The organism is Prosthecobacter sp. GW821-HT29F12 (assembly GCF_058803405.1).
Genome location: NZ_CM179517.1, coordinates 1728114 through 1751880, shown reverse-complemented (window position 1 = coordinate 1751880; position 23767 = coordinate 1728114). Strand labels below are relative to the sequence as shown.

Annotated in this window: 19 protein-coding genes; 12 read left to right on the top strand and 7 right to left on the bottom strand. The window is 59.9% G+C overall.

Annotated features, from left to right (window positions below; all coding sequences use genetic code 11):
• Position 1: 1 nt before the first annotated feature.
• Positions 2-406 (bottom strand): hypothetical protein, encoded by a 405-nt coding sequence (locus AC3RLQ_RS07390; RefSeq protein WP_493035755.1) that lies wholly within the window; start codon positions 404-406, stop codon positions 2-4.
• Between the two features lie 175 nt (positions 407-581).
• Between AC3RLQ_RS07390 and AC3RLQ_RS07385 the strand changes: the two genes are divergently transcribed.
• From AC3RLQ_RS07385 to AC3RLQ_RS07365, 5 genes are all read left to right on the top strand, one after another.
• A complete protein-coding gene (locus tag AC3RLQ_RS07385) occupies positions 582-1451 on the top strand; it encodes an alpha/beta hydrolase (protein WP_422320603.1) in 870 nt (289 codons plus the stop codon).
• A 107-nt stretch (positions 1452-1558) separates the two neighbouring features.
• Positions 1559-2437 (top strand): SMP-30/gluconolactonase/LRE family protein, encoded by an 879-nt coding sequence (locus AC3RLQ_RS07380; RefSeq protein WP_493035753.1) that lies wholly within the window; start codon positions 1559-1561, stop codon positions 2435-2437.
• Between the two features lie 110 nt (positions 2438-2547).
• A complete protein-coding gene (gene asnS / locus AC3RLQ_RS07375) occupies positions 2548-3912 on the top strand; it encodes an asparagine--tRNA ligase (protein ID WP_493035751.1) in 1365 nt (454 codons plus the stop codon).
• A gap of 24 nt (positions 3913-3936) precedes the next feature.
• Entirely contained in the window at positions 3937-4818 is an 882-nt protein-coding gene (locus tag AC3RLQ_RS07370; RefSeq protein WP_493035749.1) for a protein-disulfide reductase DsbD domain-containing protein, read from the top strand.
• Positions 4819-4955: 137 nt separating this feature from the next.
• Entirely contained in the window at positions 4956-5147 is a 192-nt protein-coding gene (locus AC3RLQ_RS07365) for a hypothetical protein (protein ID WP_493035747.1), read from the top strand.
• A gap of 13 nt (positions 5148-5160) precedes the next feature.
• Here AC3RLQ_RS07365 and AC3RLQ_RS07360 read toward each other — a convergent pair whose 3' ends face one another.
• Positions 5161-6177 carry an IS630 family transposase gene (locus AC3RLQ_RS07360; RefSeq protein ID WP_493032190.1) on the bottom strand — a complete coding sequence of 339 codons (1017 nt, stop codon included), beginning with the start codon at positions 6175-6177 and terminating at the stop codon, positions 5161-5163.
• 164 nt (positions 6178-6341) lie between these two features.
• On the opposite strand from AC3RLQ_RS07360, the gene AC3RLQ_RS07355 reads away from it, so the two are divergent.
• Positions 6342-6767 (top strand): transposase, encoded by a 426-nt coding sequence (locus tag AC3RLQ_RS07355; protein WP_493035745.1) that lies wholly within the window; start codon positions 6342-6344, stop codon positions 6765-6767.
• Between the two features lie 113 nt (positions 6768-6880).
• Here AC3RLQ_RS07355 and AC3RLQ_RS07350 read toward each other — a convergent pair whose 3' ends face one another.
• Positions 6881-8092: a radical SAM protein gene (locus AC3RLQ_RS07350; protein WP_493035743.1), complete on the bottom strand. Its 1212-nt coding sequence runs from the start codon at positions 8090-8092 to the stop codon at positions 6881-6883.
• 139 nt (positions 8093-8231) lie between these two features.
• Here AC3RLQ_RS07350 and AC3RLQ_RS07345 point away from each other — a divergent pair, with 139 nt between their 5' ends.
• The 4 genes from AC3RLQ_RS07345 to AC3RLQ_RS07330 all read left to right on the top strand — a co-directional run bounded on the left by AC3RLQ_RS07345 (position 8232) and on the right by AC3RLQ_RS07330 (position 16281).
• Positions 8232-10079, top strand: coding sequence for a tetratricopeptide repeat protein (locus tag AC3RLQ_RS07345; RefSeq protein ID WP_493035741.1), 1848 nt, complete (start codon positions 8232-8234; stop codon positions 10077-10079).
• Positions 10076-12739, top strand: a complete 2664-nt coding sequence (locus tag AC3RLQ_RS07340) for a hypothetical protein (RefSeq protein WP_493035739.1) — start codon at positions 10076-10078, stop codon at positions 12737-12739. The genes AC3RLQ_RS07345 and AC3RLQ_RS07340 overlap by 4 nt, the downstream gene beginning before the upstream one ends.
• A 98-nt stretch (positions 12740-12837) precedes the next feature.
• Complete coding sequence (gene dnaX / locus AC3RLQ_RS07335) at positions 12838-14766, top strand: DNA polymerase III subunit gamma/tau (RefSeq protein ID WP_493035737.1); 1929 nt, start codon at positions 12838-12840, stop codon at positions 14764-14766.
• A 54-nt stretch (positions 14767-14820) separates the two neighbouring features.
• Entirely contained in the window at positions 14821-16281 is a 1461-nt protein-coding gene (locus AC3RLQ_RS07330; protein ID WP_493035735.1) for a peptide MFS transporter, read from the top strand.
• 94 nt (positions 16282-16375) lie between these two features.
• Here the strand turns inward: AC3RLQ_RS07330 and AC3RLQ_RS07325 are convergent, their stop codons facing one another.
• Both AC3RLQ_RS07325 and AC3RLQ_RS07320 read right to left on the bottom strand, forming a co-directional pair.
• Positions 16376-19243 (bottom strand): DUF1549 domain-containing protein, encoded by a 2868-nt coding sequence (locus tag AC3RLQ_RS07325; protein ID WP_493035733.1) that lies wholly within the window; start codon positions 19241-19243, stop codon positions 16376-16378.
• Positions 19244-19330: 87 nt separating this feature from the next.
• Positions 19331-20563, bottom strand: coding sequence for a M48 family metallopeptidase (locus AC3RLQ_RS07320; protein ID WP_493035731.1), 1233 nt, complete (start codon positions 20561-20563; stop codon positions 19331-19333).
• A gap of 114 nt (positions 20564-20677) precedes the next feature.
• On the opposite strand from AC3RLQ_RS07320, the gene AC3RLQ_RS07315 reads away from it, so the two are divergent.
• Positions 20678-21589 carry an alpha/beta hydrolase gene (locus tag AC3RLQ_RS07315; protein ID WP_493035729.1) on the top strand — a complete coding sequence of 304 codons (912 nt, stop codon included), beginning with the start codon at positions 20678-20680 and terminating at the stop codon, positions 21587-21589.
• 23 nt (positions 21590-21612) lie between these two features.
• Here AC3RLQ_RS07315 and dusB read toward each other — a convergent pair whose 3' ends face one another.
• On the bottom strand, positions 21613-22647 hold the full coding sequence (gene dusB / locus AC3RLQ_RS07310) for a tRNA dihydrouridine synthase DusB (protein ID WP_493035727.1): 1035 nt from the start codon (positions 22645-22647) through the stop codon (positions 21613-21615).
• A gap of 37 nt (positions 22648-22684) precedes the next feature.
• Between dusB and AC3RLQ_RS07305 the strand changes: the two genes are divergently transcribed.
• Entirely contained in the window at positions 22685-22876 is a 192-nt protein-coding gene (locus AC3RLQ_RS07305) for a hypothetical protein (RefSeq protein ID WP_493035725.1), read from the top strand.
• Between the two features lie 41 nt (positions 22877-22917).
• Here AC3RLQ_RS07305 and AC3RLQ_RS07300 read toward each other — a convergent pair whose 3' ends face one another.
• Entirely contained in the window at positions 22918-23646 is a 729-nt protein-coding gene (locus AC3RLQ_RS07300) for a segregation and condensation protein A (protein WP_493035723.1), read from the bottom strand.
• Positions 23647-23767 lie beyond the last annotated feature (121 nt).

Sequence of the window (23767 nt, the reverse complement as noted above, 5' to 3'; positions counted from 1 at the left end):
ATCAGCGCAGATACTTTGCCTTATAAGCCTCGATTTTGGGGCGTAATGTTTTGACCGCATCCTGCAGGCGTGTGGCTTTGCTGTTAAGCTCGCTGACTGCCTGAGTGAGTTCGGCGTTGGTTTTTTCGGAGGCTTTCAGCTGTTCTTCCAGCGTGATGGCTGCGGCGGGGACGTTTGGTACGACAGTGTTTATTTTAGCCTGATAGGTGTCCAGTTCCGCCCTGGCTTGATTGAGTGCGAGTTGCAGATCAGCCTGTTCCTTTTGCAGGGCGTCTTTCTCTTTGCAGGAGCAAAGCAGCATAGATACGGCAATGCTCCCGGCGACCGCCCAATGCGAGGGTGATTTCCGCTTGAACGTCAGCGCTCTCACCGGGGTTGAAACTAAAGGGTCTGACTCATGAAGCATAAAAAATGAATTGAGGTTATTCTCGGTTTAATCCGGAGATTTCAATTAGCGTCAACAGCATTGATCGAAGTTTTCAAATCCTCCCATCTCAAAAGACTGCCTGAGTACGCTCAGTGAAATCATGTCAGCGCATGGCTGCAAGATGTCCCTTTGTCTTGTCGTTCGGATTCGTCCCATGAAGTTTCTCCCCCTTGCCGCCGCATCGCTGCTTTTTGTCTCGCTCGCCCATTCTGCTCCGCAGGATGACCAGTATGTCCTCGGACCTGATTCCCAGGTCAAGGAAGGCGTGCCGCAGGGGAAGGTGACGCAGATGCCGGCCTGGACGAATTCCAAGATCTACCCGGGCACGACGCGTGACTGGTGGGTGTATGTGCCTGCGCAGTACAAGGCCGAGACGCCTGCGAATGTGATGGTGTTCTGTGATGGGGGCGGCTTCGTGAAGACCGACGGCCAGTTTCGCGTGCCGGTGGTGTTCGACAATCTCATCGCCAAGGGTGAGATGCCGGTGACGATCGCCATCTTCATCAATCCGGGGGTGTTTCCCACGACCAACCCGAAGGAGAAGCCCCGCAGCAACCGCAGCTTTGAGTATGATTCCCTGGGTGATCTGCATGCCCGTTTTCTGATCGAAGAAATTCTGCCTGAAGTGGCCAAGACCTACAAGCTGACGGACGACCCCGAAGGCCGTGGCATCTGTGGCAACAGCAGCGGCGGCATCTGCGCCTTTACCGTGGCCTGGGAGCGTCCTGATGCCTTCCGCAAGGTGATCAGCCACATTGGTTCCTTCACCAACATTCGTGGCGGTTATGTCTATCCTGCACTGATCCGCAAGGCGGAGAAGAAGCCGATCAAGGTCTTCCTGCAGGATGGCAAAAACGATCTCGACAACCAGTTCGGCAACTGGCCGCTGGCGAATCAGGACATGGCTGCCTCGCTAAAGTTTGCGGGCTATGATTTCCAGTTCGTCCTCGGTGAAGGCACGCACAATGGCAAGCACGGCGGTGCCTTGCTGCCGGACACGCTGCGCTGGCTGTGGAAGAAATAACACGCTTTGCTGTTCAGGGTTCCGCTGTTCTCGGTTCGCAGTTGTCTGCGAAGAACTGGTTGAAAACCGTGAACAGAGAGCCGCGAGCCTAGAACATTCTTAAAATCATGAAACGCATCCTCCTTTCCCTCTGCCTTCTTTCCGCCCGGCTGTTTGCCCAGGACACCTCACTGCATGACTACCTCATCGAAGGTGAGCCATGGCGGGAAGTCGCGGGTGGGTATGTCTTCACCGACGGCCTGTGCTGCGACGCGGCGGGCAATCTGTTCTTCACCGATGTGAAGGGCGGCAAGGGAATCTACAAGCTGGATGCCAGTACCGGGAAGGTGGATTTGTTTCTCGACAACCTGCCGGGGATCAGTGGTCTGCAGATCGGTCCGGATGGTCGTTTTTATGCCTGTCACAACAAGGAGGGGCGCATCATCGCCATCACGATGAAGGGAGAGGTGGAGGTGCTGCTCACGGATGTGAAGTGCAATGATCTCGTCGTCAGCAAAACGGGGAACCTGTATTTCACGGAGACACCCACCCAGCGCATCCATCTCATCACCAAGGACAAGAAACACATCATCGCGGATGAAGGCCATGTGGTGAAGCCAAATGGAATCACGATCTCCACGGATGAACGTACGCTGTTTGCGTCCGAGTACGGCGGCAAGCATGTCTGGGCCTGGCGTATTGAGGACGACGGCACCCTGACCGGTGGCGCGCCCTACATGACGATGTGGCTGCCTGTGGGCAAGGAATCCGCCGCAGGCGATGGCTCGACGACGGAAGCCGCAGGCCGCACGTTTGTGACCACCGAGCTTGGCGTGCAGATTTTCGATACGGCTGGGCGTCTGGCGGGGATCATCGCCAAGCCGGAAGCGAATGGGAAAGTCGTCAGCGTTGAGTTTGCTGGCAAGGATCACGACATCCTGTACGTGGCTGGTGGCGAGAAGATCTATGGGCGGAAGGTCAAGGTGAAGGGGTATTTCGGGAAGTGAGGGGCGGGTTTGGCCTTACTGCGCGTAGTCCGAGAGGATAGGTCCAATACGACCTATCTATGACTGGCTCTTGGCTTGCTCCATCGCGCTCACGCGCTAGCTTTCTGCGCATGTCTCTCGACACCATCAATTCCCTCATTCATTCCGAATCCGCACGGCCAGGCATCGTTGCCCGTGGCTGGGTGCGCACGAAGCGCGATTCGAAAGCCTGCTCATTTCTTGAAATCTCCGACGGCTCCTGCTTCAAGGGGTTGCAGGTCGTCGTTGATGCCGCGCTGCCTTCGGCGAAGCTGCTGCCGCGTATTTTGACGGGTGCCTCTGTGGAAGTGACGGGGGATCTGATTGCCTCGCCTGCTGCCGGGCAGAAGTGGGAGATGCAGGCGAAGGAGCTGCGCCTGCTGGGGGAGGCGGATGCGACGTATCCGCTGCAAAAGAAGGGGCATACGCCGGAGTTCCTGCGCACCATCGCTCATCTGCGGCCGCGCACGAATCTGTTTGGCAGCGTGTTCCGCGTGCGCAGCAAGATGGCCTACGCCGTGCATCGCTTTTTCCAGGAGCGCGGTTTCTTCTATGTGCATACGCCCATCATCACCAGCAGTGACTGCGAAGGTGCAGGGGAGATGTTTCAGGTCACGACGCTGAAGCCGAACACGCCGACGAAGCCCGAGCAGGATTTCTTTGGCCGCCCCACCTACCTCACCGTCAGCGGCCAGCTTCAGGGCGAGGCCTTTGCCTGCGCGCTGGGGAACATCTACACCTTCGGCCCCACCTTCCGTGCGGAGAACAGCAACACCACGCGCCACGCAGCGGAGTTCTGGATGATCGAGCCGGAGATGGCCTTCTACGATCTCGCAGCCGACATGACGCTGGCGGAGGAGCATGTGCGCTATCTTGTGCAGGCGATGTTTGACGAGTGCCCGGACGAACTGGAGTTCTTCAACAAGTTCATCGACAAAGGACTCATTGAACGCCTCAAGCAGACCTTGGCCAAGCCCTTCGAGCGCATCAGCTACACGGATGCCGTGGAGATCTTGCTCAAGAGCGGGCGCAGCTTTGAAAACCCCGTCGTCTGGGGCGAGGGCTTACAGACGGAGCATGAGCGCTACCTCGCTGAGGAACACGTCAAAGGCCCGGTGACCATCTTCAATTATCCGAAGGAGATCAAACCCTTCTACATGCGCCAGAACGATGATGGTAAAACGGCTGCCGCCATGGACTTGCTGGTCCCGGGTATTGGTGAAATCGTCGGTGGCAGCCAGCGCGAGGAGCGGTTGGAAGTGCTTGAGGAGCTGATGGCCAAGCAGGGGCTGGAGCCTGAAAACTACTCTTGGTATGCTGATCTCCGCCGTTATGGCACTGTGCCGCATGCAGGCTACGGCCTTGGCTTTGAGCGCCTGCTCATGTTTGTCACAGGAGTTCCCAATATTCGGGATGTCATTCCTTTTGCGCGGACGCCCGGACATGCTGCATATTGAGAAATGACGAATGCAGAATGTCGAATGACGAATGGTCCGAGCCGCCGCTTCCTGCTGCTGCTCATCATTCTGCATTCTGTATTCGTCATTCGTCATTCCGCATTGGCTCAAGAGGGGCTCAAACTCCAACTCGTCTCCGAGCAAACCGCCATCGTGCCCGGCCAGCCTTTCACGGTCGGCCTTTGGCTGGAGCATGACCGTGGTTCTCACACCTACTGGCGTTTCCCCGGCATTGTCGGGGTGCCCACACAGATGAAGTGGAATTTGCCGCGTGGCTGGAAGGCGGGAGAACTGATCTATCCTGAGCCGGAGCGCACGCTGATGTTTCAGATCAAGGCGCAGGGGTTTGACCGTGATGTGATGCTGCGCGCGGAGATCACGCCGCCTGCGAATTTGAAGGTGGGTGAATCCGTGACGCTCACCGGCCTCGCGTCATGGATGTGCTGCGGCAACACCTGCCACCCGGGCTCGATGGAGCTCAGCCTGACGCTGCCGGTGGCTGCGACTGCTGAAGTGAATCCGAAGTGGCACAAGCTGCTGGATGCTGAACGTGCGCGTGCCGAACAAACCAGTGAAGCGTGGACATCCAGTGCCAGCGAGAAGGGCGATACGATCACCCTCGTGCTCAAGCCTGCGACTGCGGAGGCGCGGGTGAGCAAAAACCAGCGCGAGGCTGATCGGATCATTGTCTTTACGGAAGATGGCTGGTTTGATTCAGACAAGCCGCAGACGGTTTTGCGCGAGGCTGATGGTGCCCTTACGATCACGCTTATCAAAGCGGATGCTTACCTGGGCAACAAGCCACCGAAGACGCTGCGGGTGATTTTGAGGAATGATGAAGGGTGGTTGTTGGGTGGGAAACTGAGATGTTTGGAGATTGGGCCGCGCATTCAGCGCGGAGGTTAGGCTTCCAGCCTGACTACGGCCTGGGGCGTCTCGCCTCAGTTCTGATCTGATCATAGGCTGGAAGCCTCGATCCGTCTGACAGGCCGGAGGCCTATCCTCCGGTTGACAGCCGGGACGGCTATCCTCCACTGTGCTCAATGAGCTTCCGTGATGGGCCGCCGAACTTTGAACCGCTGGACTGGCAGCGGCCCATTCTTAAAACGCGGCGCAAGCTGCCGCATTGGACTCAGGACGGGGCGACATACTTCATCACATTTCGGCTCGCGGATTCACTGCCTGCCGAAAAGCTGCGCGAACTGGAGCGTTTTCGCGAAGGGTGGCTGCTGTAGCAAATCGCAAAACTCATTTCCGGATCGAGCAGATGGAGGCGGTCTGAGAGGCCGATGACATGAAGTGGTTGAGAGCGTGGCAGAGACGGTCTTCGAGCTCCGCGCCGCTGCGTGCGATCCAGTCGGCAAAGAAGTCGGCCTTCAGGCGCAGCCACAGCCGCTCAATAGGGTTGAAGTCCGGGCTGTAAGGCGGCAGGAACAGCGCTTCGAAGTGGTGCCAGTTGAGCGTTTTGACCTTGTGCCAGGAGGAGTTGTCGAGCACCAGCACCCGGCGCAGATCCGGTTTCGCTGGCACGCTGCGCGCCAGTTCGTCAAGCCAGCACTGGAAGACAGCGCCATCGACGCCATCAAACATGAGGCTGAAGAACTCGCCGCTCTGCGGACAGACGGCCCCTACGACGCTGCGGCGGATATGCTTGCCGAGATGCGGCACCTTGGGCTTGCTGCCCGGCTGCACCCACCGGCGTCTTGGCCGGGGATCGCCATCCACGCCGCACTCGTCACCGAACCAAAGCTCGACCTGTGGGTCTGCGGCCAGTGTGGCGATCTGCGTGCGGAAGCTCTGGCGCTGCGCCTCACGCTCGGGTTCATCCAGCAGGGGCAGCGGCCAGGGACGCGGCACGCGCAGGTGAAAGTCCAGGTCATGGAGATAGCGCACCACGGTGCTGTAGCTCAGCTCGGCCTGGAGCCGCCCGAGCAGCCAGCCGTGGACCTTCACGCCGGTCCAGTGCTCCATGGCCGCCTGGGCGGGGTCTTTGAGCACGGGCACCAGCACCTCTTCGAGCCGTTGCAGGGCGATCTTGCGTCTTCTGCCTCCCGTGGGTTTGCTGATGAGCGCGTCGATGCCTCCATGGTTGTATTTGATGATCCAGAGCCGAACCATGCGCTCGCTGCGGCAGAAGGTTTCGCAGACATCCACACGGTCCATGCCTCGCAGCAGGCAGCGCATGGCGGCCAGCCTGATATAGCTGCGCTTGTTGGGCGCGGCCTCCATCGCCGCCTGGAGTTGCTCCAGCGTGGCGTTGTCCACATCAGGTCTGAGTTCTTGCGCTCTCAACAACCATCCTCAAAGCACTGCCGCACGTTTTGTACAGCACTTTTTGCTCCGCTATCCGGAAATCAGTTTTGGAAATCGCTATGACGCATGCGGAGCCGCGTGATGAGTCGGCCTGGGCTGAACTGCATCGTGAGACCATGCGCCGGGTCGATGACTGGCTGGACGCGGGCAGCGGCGAATGCTGGCTGCGCGATCCGGCCTGCTCAGGCATCGTTGGTCATGCGCTGCATCACTTTCATGAGCAGCGGTATTTTCTATCGTGCTACTGCGTGATGCCCAATCACGTGCATGTGCTGGTTCGTCCGTTCGCGGGTTTTGCGCCGACGGATCTGCTGCATTCGTGGAAGAGTTTTACCGCGAAGGCCATCAATCAGCACCTCGGACGCACCGGGGAGGTATGGGAGGCGGAAAGTTATGACACGCTGGTGCGTGACAGCGAGCATCTGTGGAAGGTGATTCGCTACATTGGTAAAAATCCTGGCAAGGCGGGGATGCCTGAAGCGCAATGGGTGCAGTTTGTCCATCCCGAATGGGAGAAGGCTGGATGGGGATTTGGAGGTTAGGCCTCCGGCCTGACGATGGACTGGGGCGTCCCGCCTGAGTCCGGAATCAAAGGCGAGACGCCTCGATCCGTCTGACAGGCCGGAGGCCTATCCTCCGCTGACTGCCCGGACGGCTATTTTCCGGACTTCAGATTCTTATACACCCCAAAGTCGTTGAAGAAGAACTTCTTTGCGAGCCAGTACATCCAGTGCTTCTCGGGGATCTCCTCGCCTTCGCGCCACTGGCTGGTGCGCGGGGTCATGGATTCAATTTCGGCCATGGCGGTCTGGCGGATGGTGGAGTCTTTGGCGGTGTGCTTGGTGACGACGGCTTTGACGAGATCTGGGCGCTCGAGGACGATGCAGCCGCGGGTGTTGGCGGAGGCGATGTTGCGGAAGTCGCGGAGGAATTCGCTCTTGGTGAAGACGTCAAAGAGGTCGTCGTTGGTGCGGACGCTTTCCTTGGCGAACTGGATGATGGGGCAGGGCTCGATGGCGCCGGTCGGGCTGATGTGATGGCTGATGCCGTTGGCCATGGGGCAGAGGGCCTGGCCGTTGTGATCGTAGTAGGCGTCCACGATGGCGATGGGCATCTTGGCGCGCATGTTGACGACGAATTTGCGCACCTGGGTGATCTGCTCAGGCGTGAGGGCGAGATCGGCGCTGATCTTGGGTCCCACAGGACGGTAGGTGTGATACCAGGCGTAGTGCACGCCCATGTCGATAAGGCGGCGCAACCATTTTTCGGTGAGGAGGTCGTCGATGTTCGTTTTGCAGAGGCTGGTGGCCACGCCGGTGAGGACGCGGGCATCCAGGCAGTTTTGCAGGCCGCGCAGGGTACGGGTGAGCACGTCCTTGTTGCCCCGGCGTTCGTTGCTGACGATCTCGGTGCCTTCGATGCTGACGAGCGGGGTGATGTTGCCGAGCTTGCGCATGGTTTCGGCGGCCTTGGCGGTGATCATCTGGCCGTTGGTGAAGACCTGGAAGAATGCGTCCGGGTGCATCGAGAGGAAATCGAAGAGCTCGGGATGCATGAAGGGCTCGCCGCCGAGGATGCCGAAGAAGGCATTGCCGCGCCTTTTGGCGTCGTTCACGATCTTGTTCAGCTCATCGAGATTCAATGATTCGCGGGGTTTGTCCACGTCCACCCAGCAGCCCTGGCAGCGGAGGTTGCAGGAGTTCAGGATGGAGATGTAGAAGAACGGGGGGAAGTACTGGCCCTGCTTCATGCGCTGCTTGTGCAGCATGACGGAGCGCGCCCCCTTGTAGCCGAAATTCCAGCCGATTTTGGCCAGGCAGAGCGGATCGACGGTTTGCAGGATGCGGGAAGTGAGGGAAAGGAGCATGGGGCAGTGAGGTTACGTTCAAGAGGTCATGTTGTGTACAAAGGTCAAGGTGGGAGGCCACAAAAAGCAGTCGAAGTATCGCAAGGGCTGACAGGCAATGACCGGGAGGCGGGCGTACCTATGTGCAGCGAGGCACGCCATGAACCACCAACCTCCAACGGATGATCTGGGATCACGCAATCACTGGCGCAGGGTGCTGTGGGTGGTGCTGGTCGTTCTGATCGTCCTGATGGCACGGCGAATGGCCGGGGCTGCGGATGCGTGGCAGACGGCGGACAGCCTGCTCACAGGAGGGAAGGCCAAGGAGGCGGCCGCTGCTTATGAAAAGCTGATGCGGCAGAAACCCAACGATGCGCGGGCCTACATGGGGCGTGGGCGTGCACGCTGGCGGCTGAATGAACTGGACGGCGCGATTGCGGATTTCACCCAAGTGCTCACTTTGACGCCAAAGGATTCAACGGCCTACAACAACCGTGCCCTGGCCTATGACAACAAGGGGCAGCGTGATCTGGCCTTGGCGGATTATTCCAAGGCGATCGAGTTGAACCCGAAGAACGCGCTTTTTTACTTCAACCGGGCGCTCACGTGGAGCGCGGTCAAAGAGCCGGACAAGGCGCTGGCGGACTACACGGCGGCCATTGAGCTGGATCCCAAAAACGGACTTTTCCACACGAACCGCGCAGATGTGCTGCTGCTGCGCGGTGAATATGAGAAAGCGGTGGAGGATTGTGACAAGGCCATTGCCTTGAACGACAAGAACGCGGCGGCGTATTTCAACCGAGCCACGGCGTACGATCAGATGGGCGAGAAAGAACGTGCGCTGGCAGACTATGACAAGGCGGTGGAGCTGGATCCGAAGGTGGCGAAATTTCACAACAACCGCGGCTTCTTTCTGATGAACCGCGGCGACAACGAGGCGGCGATCGAATGTTTCACCAAGGCGCTGGAACTGATCCCGACGGGTTCGATCTATCTGAATAATCGCGGGCAGACATGGCTGAACCTGGGGCAGCGGGAGAAGGCGATGGCGGACTTTGACAAGGCCCTGCAGATCAATCCGCAGCACGCCAAGGTGTATCGCAATCGTGCGGGTGCATGGCTGGCCGCTGGTGAGTTTCAAAAGGCCGTGGCGGATGCCACGAAGTGCCTTGAGCTGCTGCCCACTGAGTCGCGGGCGTTTCAAATACGAGGAGAAGCCCGGGAATCCCTGGGTGACAGCGCCGGAGCCAAGGAGGATCTGGAACGTGCGACGATTTTGGGGCCGCAACCGCCGGTGGGTGTCGCGGCCTGGGTGCCGGTGGAGATCAAGAAGCGAGAGGAGCAGGCGATGAAGGCGCTGCTTGCAGATGCCTCGCCTGAAAACCGCCACACGATGGCCGTGGTGAGGCATGACCATGCGTTTGCGATTCTTGATCAACCGCAGCGAGAACCGGATCAGGCCGCACTGGAGGAGGCTGTGGGGTATGCGCGGTCGGCCTCGGCGCTGGAACCGGGAAATGCCGCGCACTTGTTTCTGACGGGGCTGCTGTATCAAGAGCTCGCTCCGTTTGATGAGCGTGCGCTGGTGATGGCGGAGAAGATGTTCACGCAGGCTGTGGATGCGGATGCCGAATATGCGGCGGCATGGCTGGAACTGGGACTGCTGATGGCGGCGCAGGATCGCGGCATGGAGGCCATCGCGGCGCTGGAAAATGCGCTGGAGAATGATCCGGCGGGTTCGGCGGCGCATGCCGTGGGCCCTTTGTGCGCGGAGTATGCGGCGAATGACGAGGGGTATCGTGGGGTGGATTTCTTTGAGGAGCAGTATGCGGAGAATCCCGAGGTCTCGGCGCTCGGAGTCGGCCGAGCGATCATGCTGAACTACCTCGGAGATCGGGAGGCGGCGCTGTCACAGGCGCGGGACATTTTGCTGATCGAGGAGGCAGGCACGCCGGAGCATGATTACGCCGCTAAACTGGTGGCCGAATGGGAGGGAGCTAAGCCATGAAACGAATCATGATATGCTGGGCCTTGCTGAGCCGTGCGGTTTTCGCGCAGACAGGAGAGGTGATGGTGAGCTTTGAATCCATCGAGGCGGCGCAGCAAGCGGAGCGTCAGGCGTTTCAGGAGCGGAAGGCGGCGCTGCAGCAGCAACCAGCCAGCCCGCAGCGGGATGCGCAGTTGCGGGAGGAGGTGCTAAGACATCAGGCCGAAGCCAAGAAGCTTTCGATGCAGCAGCAGGCGGCGCGCAAGGAGGTGATCTCCGACCTGAAACAAAAATGGAACAAGGTGGAGTCGGACTGGCAAAGCGAATGCGTACGGCATGATGCGGCGCAGAAGCAGATCGAAAAAATGCCGGAGGGTCCGGCGAAAACGGCGCAGATCGAGGCGGAAAACGCGGCGCACCGGACGACCAGCAAGCAGATCGCCACCCAGAGGAATGTGGTGCATGAAGGAGTGATCAATCAGGCGAACCGGGATGTGATGGGCGGGACGAGCAACGCCAGCAACAGTGCGAAGCAGACGGCGGGCACGACGATCACCGATCCGAATCATCGCGGCATGAACGGCGACTTTGACGCTGGCGGCGGCTACCGCACGACGGAGAAGGCGGGAAAGATTCTCAATGAGATTGGAGTGAAGGGGCCCAACGGCGGACCCGTAAAAGTGACGGGCGGAGTGCTGGAGACCTCGCCTGAGTTTGGCATGACGGTGAATGCCGCGCCGGGCACCGACCGCATCGGCAGCGCGGGGCATCAGGCGCAGGTGAAGATGGGCGCACAGCATGGCGAGACGTATGTTTCAGAGACAGGCGGCTCGCTGAAACCAGGGGCGCTGAAGGACCATGTGGCCACGATGGACCACGCGAAAAAAGCGATGCACGGCACCAGCGCGCCGCCGGAGGCTCTGGTGGGCGGAGCACCGGAAGGACAGATGATGGCCAAAGGCGCGCTGAAGGCGGCGAACCAGGCGGGACTGGACCCCGAGATGGTCAAAACCATCGCCAAACAAAATGGCGTCAAGAATCCCGATGACATCCTCGACAAACTGGGGGAGATCAAAACAGGCCGCACGACGATTTCGAACGCTGATGAAGCCGCCAAGCTGCAAAAAACCACGCGGGACATTTTGAATGCCGCCGAAGCCAAGACCAAGACCGCCGCAGCGGCGGAAGTACAGCAGACGCAGACAAAGATCAACGAGCTGGAGGCAAAGGGAATGAAGGCGGAGGCGCAGCAGGCCCGCAATGAACTGGCGGATTACAAGGCCAAGGCCAATGCCACCACCGAGGCGGTGCGAGGCCCGAATGAACCCGTGACGAAAGCCGGTGGTCCGATCGAACCTGTAACGAAGGCAGGTGGCACGAAAAGCGTGGCGGTGGAACCTGAGGCGAAAGCGGCCTCTGGAGGCCGGTTGATGAAGGGCGCTGGGCTGGCTCTCGGCGCCTACGGCATCTACGAAGGGTACAAGACCGCCAAGGAGGAGATGGAGGCCAAGAAGCAAGGAGAGCCATCGGGCGCTCTTGGCTGGAGCAAGGAGAAGGCTGAACTGGCCGGGCGCACGCTGTGGCATGGCCTGGGATTCGGAGCGATGGCGGACATCGGCACGAAGGCCGGCAAGGACGCGTTTGATCAATACCAGAAGGACATCGCTGCGGGCAAGATCTCCCCCGATTCGTGGAAATCCTATCTGGAAATGAAGGGCAAGGCCGTGCTTGGCGGTCTGTATGGCGGTGCGAAGGCCATCACCTATGACGCGGCCAAGCAGAGCGGCACGAATTTGGGCAATGCGATTGGCGAGGGACTCGGAGCCGGGAAGGGGCTGTTTGACCAGCTGAAAAGCGCCAGCAATGAAAAGCAGATCAACGAGGAGCGATCAAAGGAGATCTACGACAAGCTCATCAAGAACGGGGCCTCCCCCGTGGGCGCGCAGCGTGCCGCAGATGGAGTGAAAAACGGCGATTTCACCGAGGCGAAGCGGCTGAACAAGGTGCTGGAGGGCAAGAAGGCCGCGAAGCTGGCGGCTGCGGAGCCTGAGCCGAAAACGCGGACCTATCGTGAGCGTAAGAAGCGAGAGGTCCGCAAGGAGAACACGACCAAAGAAATCGCCTCGCAGGATAAAAGCACGGAGGACGAGTTAAAACAGCGCGAGATCGTGGCGGACAAACTCCGTGCCAAGGGGCTGCCGACGGCGGCGGACTTGCTCGACCGGCTCGTCGCGGTGCTGCAAAAGGAAGGCATGGCGGGGCTGGATGCCGCCATCGCTGAGTTCACGCAGATGCAGGGAGCCTTCTCCGGAGTGGTGCCCCTGTATGGCAATGCCAAGGCCACGCTGCGCCTCCAGATCACTGGTGGAAAGGTTGCCGGCAGCTTCAGTCAGAATTCCATCACGAAAGAATCCATGGTCACGTCAACCCAGAGCATGAATATTCCCCTCCAAGGCACGGTGGATCTGGTTTCAGGTGCCATCGAGGTGAAGGGGAAGGGGAAAATGACCACCACCACCAAGATCAACGCGAGCGCTCTGGCGGGACTCTCGCCAGAGGCATTAAAAGGCGTGCAAACCACCAGCACGACTGTCACGGACAGCGTGTGGCTTTTTCGCGGCAGTTACTATGGCAAAGGCTACAAGGGGACGGCGGCGCAACCCTGGAGTGTGTCCCGTTGAGCGGGCGCAAGCGTTCGCTCTGAAAAAATTGGCCGCTCAATTGAGGTGAATGAGGTGGAAGCTCTTGCCCCGGCTGGCGGGTTCGCTAGCCTGCTGGTGTGAGTTACCAAGTTTTTGCCCGCAAATATCGCCCCAAGACCTTCGCAGACGTTCTCGGCCAGGATCACGTCGTACGGACGCTGCGCAATGCCATCGCCCAGCAGCGGCTGGCGCATGCCTATTTGTTTGTGGGGCCGCGTGGCACGGGGAAGACCTCCACGGCGCGTATTTTTGCCAAGGCGCTGTGCGCCAAGAACGGGCCGACCATCGATTTTGACCCTGAAGACGAACTGAGCATCGAGATCGCCGAAGGGCGCTGCATGGACGTGCTGGAGATCGACGGTGCGAGCAATAACGGCGTGGAGCAGGTGCGCGAGCTGCGGGACAACGTGAAATACGCCCCTTCCCGCTGCCGCTACAAGATCTACTACATTGACGAGGTGCACATGCTGACGACGGGGGCCTTCAATGCGTTGCTCAAGACGCTGGAAGAGCCGCCAGAGCACGTGAAGTTCATCTTTGCGACGACGGAGCCAAACAAGATCCTGCCCACGATCATCAGCCGCTGTCAGCGCTTTGACCTTAGGCGCATCCCGAATGCGGTGATCGCGAAGCATCTGCTGCACATCGCGAAGCTGGAGAATGTGAACCTGGACGAGAAGGCGGCCTATGCGATCGGCAAAGGCGCGGAAGGAGGGATGCGCGATGCACAGTCCATGCTGGACCAGCTAGTGGCTTTCTGCGGTGGCACGATCACCGAGCAAGACGTGCTGGATGTGTTTGGCTTCACTTCCGGCGAATCCGTGGCGGCACTGGCGCGGCACATTCTCGAAAGCGACACCGTGGGTGCGCTGCGCGCTGTGTATGAGCAGAACGAAGCTGGCAAGGAGCTGGGGCGTTTCCTGGGAGATCTGATCCAGCATTTCCGCACGCTGCTGGTGCAGCAGGCCGATCCTGAAGCCGCAGCGGAAGATTTGAGCCCGGAAGTGGCCGAAGAAGTCGTGGCGCAGGCGCAGATGGCCAGCACGGAGCAGCTGCTGCGCGTGGTGGATGGTCTGGCCGATGTGGATGCGCGCATGCGCTGGGCCAGCAACAAGCGCCTGCACTTTGAACTGGGCGTCATCGCCTCCGTGCAGAGCCTGAATGAAGTTTCGATCAGCGATGTCATTGACGCGCTGGATTCCGGCAGTGCGGAGGGTTTGACCCGGCCAGCGCCGCGTGTGCAGGCGGCACCGCCACCGCTGCGCCGTGCGGCAGAGCCGGTGAAAGCCGCCCCTGCGGTGATGACGCAGCCCGTGGAGCGTGCTGTGGCACCGGCCCCTACTGTGGTGAGAGCACCGGAGCCTGAGCCGCAGCCTGTGGTGAGGGCCGCGACTCCCGTCGAGAAAGCGCCTGAGCCCGTTGTGGAGAAGGCACCAGAGCCGGCCCCCGCACTGCCTCCTGCGGCGGCGGCGAAGGTCAAAGAGGCTTCTGCGGTGGATGAACCGGGAGAGCTGTTTGGCCAGGATGTTTTCTGGACGAAGTTCATTGCTCAGGTGCAGGCGCGTCGTCTCCTCATCGCGCCGTGGCTGCAGCCCGCGACGCTGCTCGACATCTCACGCAACACGATCAAAGTGGGGTTTCCGCCCAGCGAGAGCTATGCACGCGACAGCCTGATGCGCCCTGCGCAGGTCAATTTCCTCGAAGGGCTGGCTCAGGAGCTGACAGGGAAGGCGATGAAGTTTGAGTTTGTGCTCGATTCGAACCTCAAGGCACCGGCATTTGCCGAGATTGATCTGGGGCTGCTGAATGAACCCGAGCCACCGGCCAAGCCTGCGGCTGAAGCCAAGGCGGAGCCGAAAGCCGAGGTGAAAGCCGCGCAGCAGGAGGAACTCATGAAGGCGGATGCGCCTGCTGCAGCTCCCAAGCCCCCCGAGGATTTCTACAACGACCCGCTGATTCAGCAGGCGATGGTGAAGTTCAAGGCGAAGCTCGTGACTGCTGAGTAAGGAAAAGCTCGCAATGAGGAGCGTGCTGTCTTTGGATGGCGGACTTCTCACGCCATGACTTCCGAACCCACCGGCCATCCTCGCGGAATCTACACGCTGTTCTTCACGGAAATGTGGGAGCGGTGGAGCTACTACGGCATGCGGGCATTGATGGTGCCATTCATGACCATGGCGAGTGGCGGCATTGGCTTGGAAAAGAAGCAGGCCATGGCCATTTTTGGACTCTACCTCGCCACAGTGTATGCTTCGGCATTTCCAGGCGGATGGGTGGGGGATCGGCTTTTGGGAACCAAACGCGCTGTGTGGTGGGGCGGAGTCGCCATTGCCCTAGGACACCTCATCCTCGCCATGCACGGGAGGACGACCTTTTTTCTCGGCCTGCTGATCATTGCGCTCGGCTCGGGTTTGCTGAAATCAAACATGAGCGCACTCGTCGGTCTCCTTTATCCCGAAGGCGGTCAACGACGGGATGCGGGTTTCACGATCTTTTACATGGGGATCAACTTGGGAGCGTTTGTGGGGCCGCTGATCAGCGGATGGCTGCAGCAAAGTGAAAGGCTGGGGTGGCGCTGGGCTTTTGGATCTGCGACGGCGGGGATGTTTCTCGGGCTGGTACAATGGCAGCTCACCCGCAAAGCACTGGAGGGAGTGGGGGATAGAATCGCCCATCCGGGGCAGAACTTGAAACGTGAGTGGGTAATCTTCTACATGGCGCTGATTGGTCTGGCGACGGTGGTAATCCTATGTGTTTCTGGTGTCATCACGCTTGATCCGGTGTGGCTGGCTCACGCGGTTACAATAGTCATCTCGGTGGTGGCAGCGCTGTTCTTTGCGTGGCTGCTGCTGTTTGGGGGGCTGGACGGGGATGAGAAAGCGCGTGTCGGGCTCATCATCATGCTGTTTGGCGTTTGCGCCTTGTTCTGGGCGGGCTTTGAGCAAATGGGCTCCTCTTTCAATGTGTTTGCCGAAGAACACACGCTCCGTGAGTTTGGCTCATGGGTGATTCCCACGGCTTGGTTTCAATCCGTCAATCCGCTGTTTGTGATCCTACTTTCGCCGGTGGTGGCGCTGCTCTGGCAGGGAATGGACCGGCGGGGTATCAGCCTCTCCATGACCACGAAAATGGGCGTGGCAATGCTGCTGCTGGCCTTTGGGTTCGGTCTGGCAGTGATTGCTGCTCATCGTGCGCTGGATGTTGGAAAAGTCTGGCCGCTGTGGCTGCTGGGCATTTACCTGTGTCACACCCTGGGCGAACTCTGTCTCAGTCCGGTGGGGCTGAGTGCGGTCACCAAACTTTCTCCGCATCGTTATACAGGACAGATGATGGGCATCTGGTTTCTGGGAACCAGCCTCGGAGATGTGCTCTCCGGCATCATTGCCGGAGAAGTCTCCGGTGATGCAATGACTGCCATGCCGGTCATCTTCACGCGCGTGGTTTGGATTTCCTCTATTGCGGGTCTGCTGCTTCTGATCTTTGCAAAGCCGCTGCAAAAGCTGGCGAGGGGAGTGAAGTAGGCCCGCAAATGCGGGCAGCCTCCGACAAGTACAAAAAACGGGCGGGGAGCTTGATGCCCCACCGCCCGCTTCGCAACTCGGATCAGTCAGTCGATCAATGGTTGAAGTAGAACTCCTTGGAGTTCAGCAGGGCCCAGAACAAATCTTCGAGGACGTTTTGACGGGCGGCTGGGTCTTCGGTGATGGCCTGCTGCACGTTGGCCCATTCCTTGTCCAGAGGCATGCGGCCGAAGACGCGGAGGAAGAGGTCTTCCACGATTTCGCGGTCGTTCTTCTTTTCCTGGATCATCTTGGCGACGACGCGGCCCTGCTTGATGCGGTCATTGACGGCGTCGCCGTTCATGAGGTGCAGAGCCTGGGAGAGGGTGGGTTCCATCTTCACTTCGCAGGAGCAGACGGATTCACGCTTGGCACGGCCAAAGGTGGTGAGGAAGTAGTTGGAGACGGCACCGTCGGCGATCTGCACGGCACGGGCACCCAGTGGCAGGCCCTGGAACTTGTTCGGCGTGTCGGTGATCTGGGAGATGGCGTCGAGCAGAACTTCAGCGCGCACACGGCGGACCTGGGCGTGGGAGAAGTTGCGTTTGTCGCCTGCATTGGTCTCGTTGACCTTGGTGCTGCGCTGGTAGGTCTGAGAGGTGCAGATGTCGCGGACGAACTTGCGCATGTCGTACTTGTACTCGGTCAGGTGCTCGGCCAGCGCTGCGATGAGGGCTGGATTGGACGGCGGGTTGGAGACGCGCACGTCATCGACGGGTTCCACCACGCCGACACCGTTGAAGTGCGACCAGATGATGTTGGCAACGTTGCGGGCGAAGAAGGGATTGCGCGGGGAGGCCATCCATTCGGCGAGCACTTTGCGGCGGTCTTCGCCGGGTTTCATTTCTGGAGTGTCACCACCCAAGAACTTGGGCTTCATCACAGCCTGAGTGAGGAAGTGCCTCGATTCACCGCCCTTGCTGTTGTAGATGATGACTTCAGCCGGGTCGTCGGTCGGCTTGCGGCCGATCTGGGAGAAGAAGGCTTTGAAGCCGTAGTAGTCATCCATGGTCCAGCGGTCGAAGGGATGATTGTGGCACTGGGCGCACTGGATGCGCATGCCCATGAACACCTGGGCGACGTTTTCGGTCAGCTTGAGCTGGTCGAGCTCGGTCTGGTAGAAGTTCACCGCAGGATTGGAGACGGTGCCGCCGGTGGCCGAGAGGAGCTCCACCACGATTTCATTGATGGGGACGTTCTTGCCGATGCGCTCGGAGAGCCAGTTGTAATAAAGAAGGGCGTTCTTGTAGAAGGGCGGGACGTTGTTGTTGCCGGCGATGCCGGAGCGGATCTGCAGCAGTTCGGCCCACTTCATGACCCAGAGTTCGGTGAACTCCTTGCGTTCCAGCAGGCTGTCCACCAAGGCGGCGCGCTTGTCGGGGTTTTTGTCGGCGAGGAAGGCGCGCATGTCTTTGGCTTCAGGGTAGACACCTGCGATGTCGATGAAGGCGCGGCGCACGAATTCTTCGTCCGTGCAGATGCCGGAGGGCAGGATGCGGAGCTTGTGGAGGTTCTCATCGACCAGGGTGTCGATGTAATTGGTCTCGGCGAGGTTGGGCCGCTCATACTTGAGCTGCGCAGGGATCACAAGGACCTGGGCGGTGACGGAGTAAACGTTGAAACGGGCGAGCATGAATGCAGCACCACGATCACCGGAGGTGACGAGGCCCTGTTTGTCGATGGTCGCAGTCGGGTCGTTGTTGGACATGAAGAGCGCGAGGTTCGTCACATCGCGGTCGGTGCCGTCGGAGTAGGTGGCACGCACAGTGATCTGCTGCGTGGCGTTCTTGCCTTCCATGACGATCTGGCTGGGGAAGACTTCGATGCCGGTGACCTTGGCCACGTCGGCGGCGTCATCGGGTGCACCTGCGGAGATCCACTCCAGCAGCGCCTTGTTGTAAACGGAATCTGGCTCGAAGCACTGGTTGCCGGAGTGTGGCACAGCGCCCACGGCTTTCTCGATGAGGGAGCTTTCCTCGGGGATGGCCAGATTGATGCGGCGGCCGGGCATTTCACGCGTGATGCGGATGTAGTCGCCAGCGGGGTCCATGCCGAAGAGGGAGGTGCGGAAGCCGTCCTTGCCGCGTGCAGCACCGTGGCAGCCACCTTGATTGCAACCACCGCGCATGAACACGGGCATGCAGTCGAGGCGGAAGGAAATGGCGCGATCTTTGGTGCCGTTTTTCACTTCGACGGCGGCTTTGACCGTCTGTCCGCCGAGGGTGGCGATGACTTCGGTGCTGCCTGCGTCGGCGACGGGCTTCAGCGTCAGATTTTCGAGGGATGCGATCTTGCTGTCGGCGACACGGAGGTCACAGACGTTGGTGACGTCCTTGGTGGTGGCATCCTGGAAGGTGGCCAGCACGACGACGCGGTGGAAATCGCGCTTGGTTTCCAGGGAATACTTGTCCGGCAGGATCTGGATGTTCTTCAGCGTGGGCAGCTTCTTCTGAAGCTCGGCCAGCGCCTGACGCTGCTCGGGTGTTTTGTACTGAAGCGTGAGGTTCTGCGGCCACTGGGCACCGGCGGCGATCCAGCGCTTGAGCACGTCGATCTCCTTCGCGGCGAGCGGCCCGCCTTTCGGAGGCATGATGTCGTCATGGTTTTTGGGAAGCAGGACGCGCTTGATCATCTCGCTGTCATCGGGCTTGCCGACCACGAGGGCGGGGCCGTCTGCGCCGCCTTTGAGAAGGGCGGCAGCGGAGTCCATCAGGAGCTTGCCTTTGATCTTGTTGGGATTGTGGCACTCCAAGCACTTGGTTTCCAAGATGGGCTGCACATCACGCACGAAATCAATGCCGGGAGCTGCGGCTGTAGGGGCTGCTGCTACAGCGGGCGCAGTGGCAGGCGCCGCAGGATCAGCAGCAAAACCGAGGGATGTGATGGCGAGTGTGAAGAGAGAAGCTCGCAGGGGGCTTTTCATAAAGGGTAGGATCAAGGGGTTAATCAAGCTACGGGCTGGAGGGGAGGCATTTATCACGGATGCGAAAAAACACTGTGAATAAGCTCTTTAGGCCTCCAGAGCCGCCAGACGCTGACCGATGGGCGGGTGGGAATAGTGCAGCCAGACGGTCAGGGTGTGCGGATTGGGGTGGGTGAGGTGGTCGAGCGAGAGCTTTTGCAGGCCTGCGATCAGAGGGGTGTTGCCGCAGGCCGCACGGGCGAAGGCGTCGGCCTGGAATTCGTGCCTGCGGCTCAGGGCGCTGCTCACCAGACCCAGCAGCAGGCTGGCGGGCTGATAGAGGATGCTGAAGAGCACCAGCCCCAGACCGAGCGGCTGGCCGGTGACGCCGAATGCCTGGAAAAAGGCGGGCGACTGCAGGGCGGCGTGCAGCAGGTAAAACATGAGTCCGCTTTCCAGCAGGCCAAGGATGAGCTGCTGGGGAACGTGGCGGCATTTGTGGTGCCCGATCTCATGGGCAAGGATGGCTTCCAACTCCTCCTGCGAGTGCTTTTCGATCAAGGTGTCGAAGAGGGCGATGCGCTTGTTTTTGCCGAAGCCGCTGAGAAAGGCATTGGCCTTGCTGGAGCGGCGTGAGCCATCCACGACTGAGACATCGACGACGGGGAACTTTAAACGTGCGGCCAGCGCCAGGAGCGCCTCGCGCAGGGGGCCATCGGCCAGGGGCTTGAATTTGAGAAACAGGGGCATCAGAAGCCGAGGGGAGAGCCAGGCCATGACGATGCTAAATCCTGCCACGGTGAGCCAGGTGTAGAGCACGGCATGAACCTGAGTTTGGAAGAACCAGAGGATCAGCGCCAGCAGCGGACCACCGAGCAGGGCGGTGAGCAGCAGCCCTTTGAGGCGGTCACTGATGAAGGTGCCCACGGTGGTGCGGTTGAAGCCATACTCGGCTTCGATCTTGAAGGTGTCATAGGCATCGAACGGCAGGGAGAGGATGTTTTGCACCAGCATGAGCAGGCCGATGACGCCCACGCCTGTCTGGACTGCGTTCATTCCCCAACTAGCACTCCAGCGCTGCAGCCAGTCAAAGCCGCCGCTCCACCAGAACAAGACCAGCGCGCCCACGGTAAAGGTGCTGCGCAGCAGATCCAGCTGGGAGGATTTGCCGGCGTATTCACCGGCCTTCTGCACTGTTTCCTCCGAGAAGATCGCCTTCAATCGCTGGGGCAAAGCATGGCGGAACTGAGCGAGGTTCAGAAAGGTGGCGATGATCTCAAGATGAAAGACGCCAAGAACGCCGAGGACGGCGGCGATGAACCAGGGATTGGAAAGAGACATGCGAAGGGAAGGGGCGCAAAGGCCCGTGAAGGGGTTGGTTTCAGGACGATGGAGCAGTGCTGCCAGATTCCTGAAATTTTGTGTAACCACTCGCGCTGTGCGGCATTTCAGTCAATGACCACCTCCAAGCCCGCCATGTTCAAAACCCTCATTCTACTCTTCACGTTTCTCAGCATCCTTCCAGCGTGTGCCCAAATCGGCGGATCGTTGCGAGAGAGGATCGCCCAGCGCATGCAATCGGCTGCTGAACCTGGCGGCGAGGAAATGAGCTATGGCTCGGACCCGCTGCAAAAGCTGGATTACTGGAAGCCGACGACGCCGGGATCACCGATCATCATTTATGTGCACGGTGGTGGCTGGAAGCGTGGCGACAAGCGGATGGCCTCAGGAGAGAAGGGGACTCACTTCGTGCAGCAGGGGTATGCCTTTGCGTCGCTCAATTACCGGCTCGTGCCCTCCTGCACCGTGGAAGAGCAGGCGCAGGATGTGGCGAATGGCATCGCTTATCTGATCAGGAATGCTGAGAAGCTGGGCTTTGACGGCAAGCGTGTGGCTTTGATCGGACACAGCGCCGGGGCGCATCTGGTTGCCTTGGTGGGCACGGATCTGAGCTATCTGAAAATAGCGGAGGTGGGACCGAAGGCCGTGCGTGGGGTGATCCCGCTGGATGGTGCGGCCTACGATGTGTCGCGTCAGATTGCCGAAGGCGGCGACTTCATGCATGACACCTATTTGCAAGCCTTTGGCACCGATCCGGAGCGCCAGAAGAAGCTTTCTCCGACAGCGCAGGCCGCCGCACCGAATGCACCGGCTTTCCTCATTCTTCATGTCCAGCGTGTGGACGGCACCGCCCAGTCGATCGCGCTTGGACAAGCCTTGCGCAAAGCGGGAACTCCCGCTGAGGTCAAAGGCTTCGCGGGTCAAGGTCTCAAAGGGCACATGGAGATCAATCGCGATCTGGGCAAGCCTGACTATCCGGCGACGCCCGTGGTGGATGCTTGGCTGAAGAGCATTCTGGCGAAGTGAAGCGGCGTCTTGCCGCTCCGGATTCAATGTTCAGCGTTCAAAGTGGGCTCTTCGACGTTCGAAGCGTGCTCATGTCCATGGTCTGCCTGATGTACGAGGTACGCGGCAAAGATGTCCTCCAGCTCCATGACGCTGCCGATCTGGGAGAAGCGCTGGCGCAGCCACTTGCCGCCGGGGATCGACTTGGTGTAGTTCATGAGACGGTTGCGCATGGAGCGAATCGTTGGCAGTTCGCACATGTGGGCGTTGCGGGCGATGGCCATCTGGCAGTGGCGGCGCATGAAGTTGAAGCGCTCCTCCACGGTCGCATGCGGGGCATGGGTGCCGGTGGCGAGGTAATGCTTTGCCTCTTTGAAGACCCAAGGATTTGCCATGGCCGCACGACCGATCATGACACCCTTCACGTTGGTTTGCGCCCGGCGGATTTCCACATCCACACCGCTGGAGATGTCGCCATTGCCAATGACTGGAATTTTCACGGCATCCGCCACCTGCCCGATGACTTCCCAGTCCGCGAGACCGGTGTAACCCTGCGCCCGTGTGCGACCGTGGACGGCGATGGCCTGCATGCCGCAGTCTTCCAGAATGCGTGCGACTTCGATGGCATTGACGAGATTTGCGTCCCAGCCGATGCGCATTTTGGCGGTCACGGGAATGGGCACGGCCTTGGCCACTTCATGCGCCACGCTGGCCAGCAAGGGGCAGTCTTTGAGCAGGGAGGAGCCGCCATTTTTGGAGACGACCTTGTTGACGGGGCAGCCGAAATTGATGTCGATGAAGTCGGGCTGCTTCCAGTCGATGATTTTGCGGGCGGCTTCGCCCATGCGTACGCCATCGGAGCCGAAGAGCTGCACGCCGAGCGGGCGCTGGGCATCGTCGAAGTCCGTGTAGTGGCGCGTACGGTCGTCGCGCTGCAGGATGCCCTCGGCGCTGACGAACTCGGTGACCATGACATCTGCGCCCTGTTCCTTGCACAAATGGCGGAAGATCACGTCCGTGACCCCGGCCATGGGGGCCAGATAGAGGGGAAAGCGGTCATTTTCGAACCAAGGAAGCATCTATAAGCATAGCCGCACTGGCACAGTGCGGCAAGTCGTGTCACATTCCCCGATGGCAAGACGCCGCCGCTTCCGCAAACCGCTCCTCCCCGGCCTCTGGACCGTGGTGGCCGCGTTTGCCCTCATTGGCAGCATCGGCGGACTGTCCTGGGTGCTGGGAAAGAAGACGAAGATCAGCCGTGTGAATCCATCACCGGCTGCTGTGGGCGCTGTGGCGAAGCGGAAGTAGTAAGAGCGTCCAGATTGTTTCAGGCAATCGGGACGATTGCGCTACACCGCCGGACGCACCACGACGATCTCTCCCAGCAGCTGCTCCTGCTCCACCTGCAGGTGGTTGAGTTTGATGAGTTCCAGCATGGCCAGGAAAGTCACGATCACCTCACCACGGCTGGCGGCGCTGCTGAAGAGGTCTTCAAATTTGATCTTGCTGCCTGCGGGGACGATCTGGAGCAGGTGCTCGATCTTGTCCGCCACGGTGTAGCGGTCATTGACGATTTCGCGGAAGTCGCTGGCGTTTTCGAAGCGCTTGAGAATGCGCTGGAAGGCGCGGATCAGGTCAAAGATGCCCACCTGGCCGATGGTCTCCACCGGGGCCTCAAGGTCTGGCAGTTCGGGAGTGGTGACGAAAAGTTCATCTCCCTTCACCTCCTGCGCGCCGAGGAAATGGGCGACTTCCTTGAACTTCTTGTACTCCATGAGCTGACGGATCAGCTCCCAGCGCGGGTCATTCTCCTCCGCATCCTCCTCCGGCGGCTGCACAGCCTGCGGCAGAAGCTCGCGGCTTTTGATGTACATCAGGTTGGCCGCCATGACGATGAACTCGCTGGCAAGCTCGATGTTCAGGGCCTTGAAGGTGTCGATGTAATCCAGGTACTGCCGCGTGATGCGCTCCAGCGACACGTTGTAGATGTCGATCTCCTCCTTCTTGATGAGGTAAAGCAACAGGTCCAGCGGGCCTTCAAAAATCTCGAGTCGAACTTTGTAATCGGTGTCTTCCACGGATCGAGATAGAGCGGGGAATCAGGGATGGCGAGGGGAAAATGGTGGGACGGGGTATGGGGAGATGGCCGCAAAGAGGTACAAAAAACAAAAAGGGATCAGGCGGAAGGAGCCTCTTGTT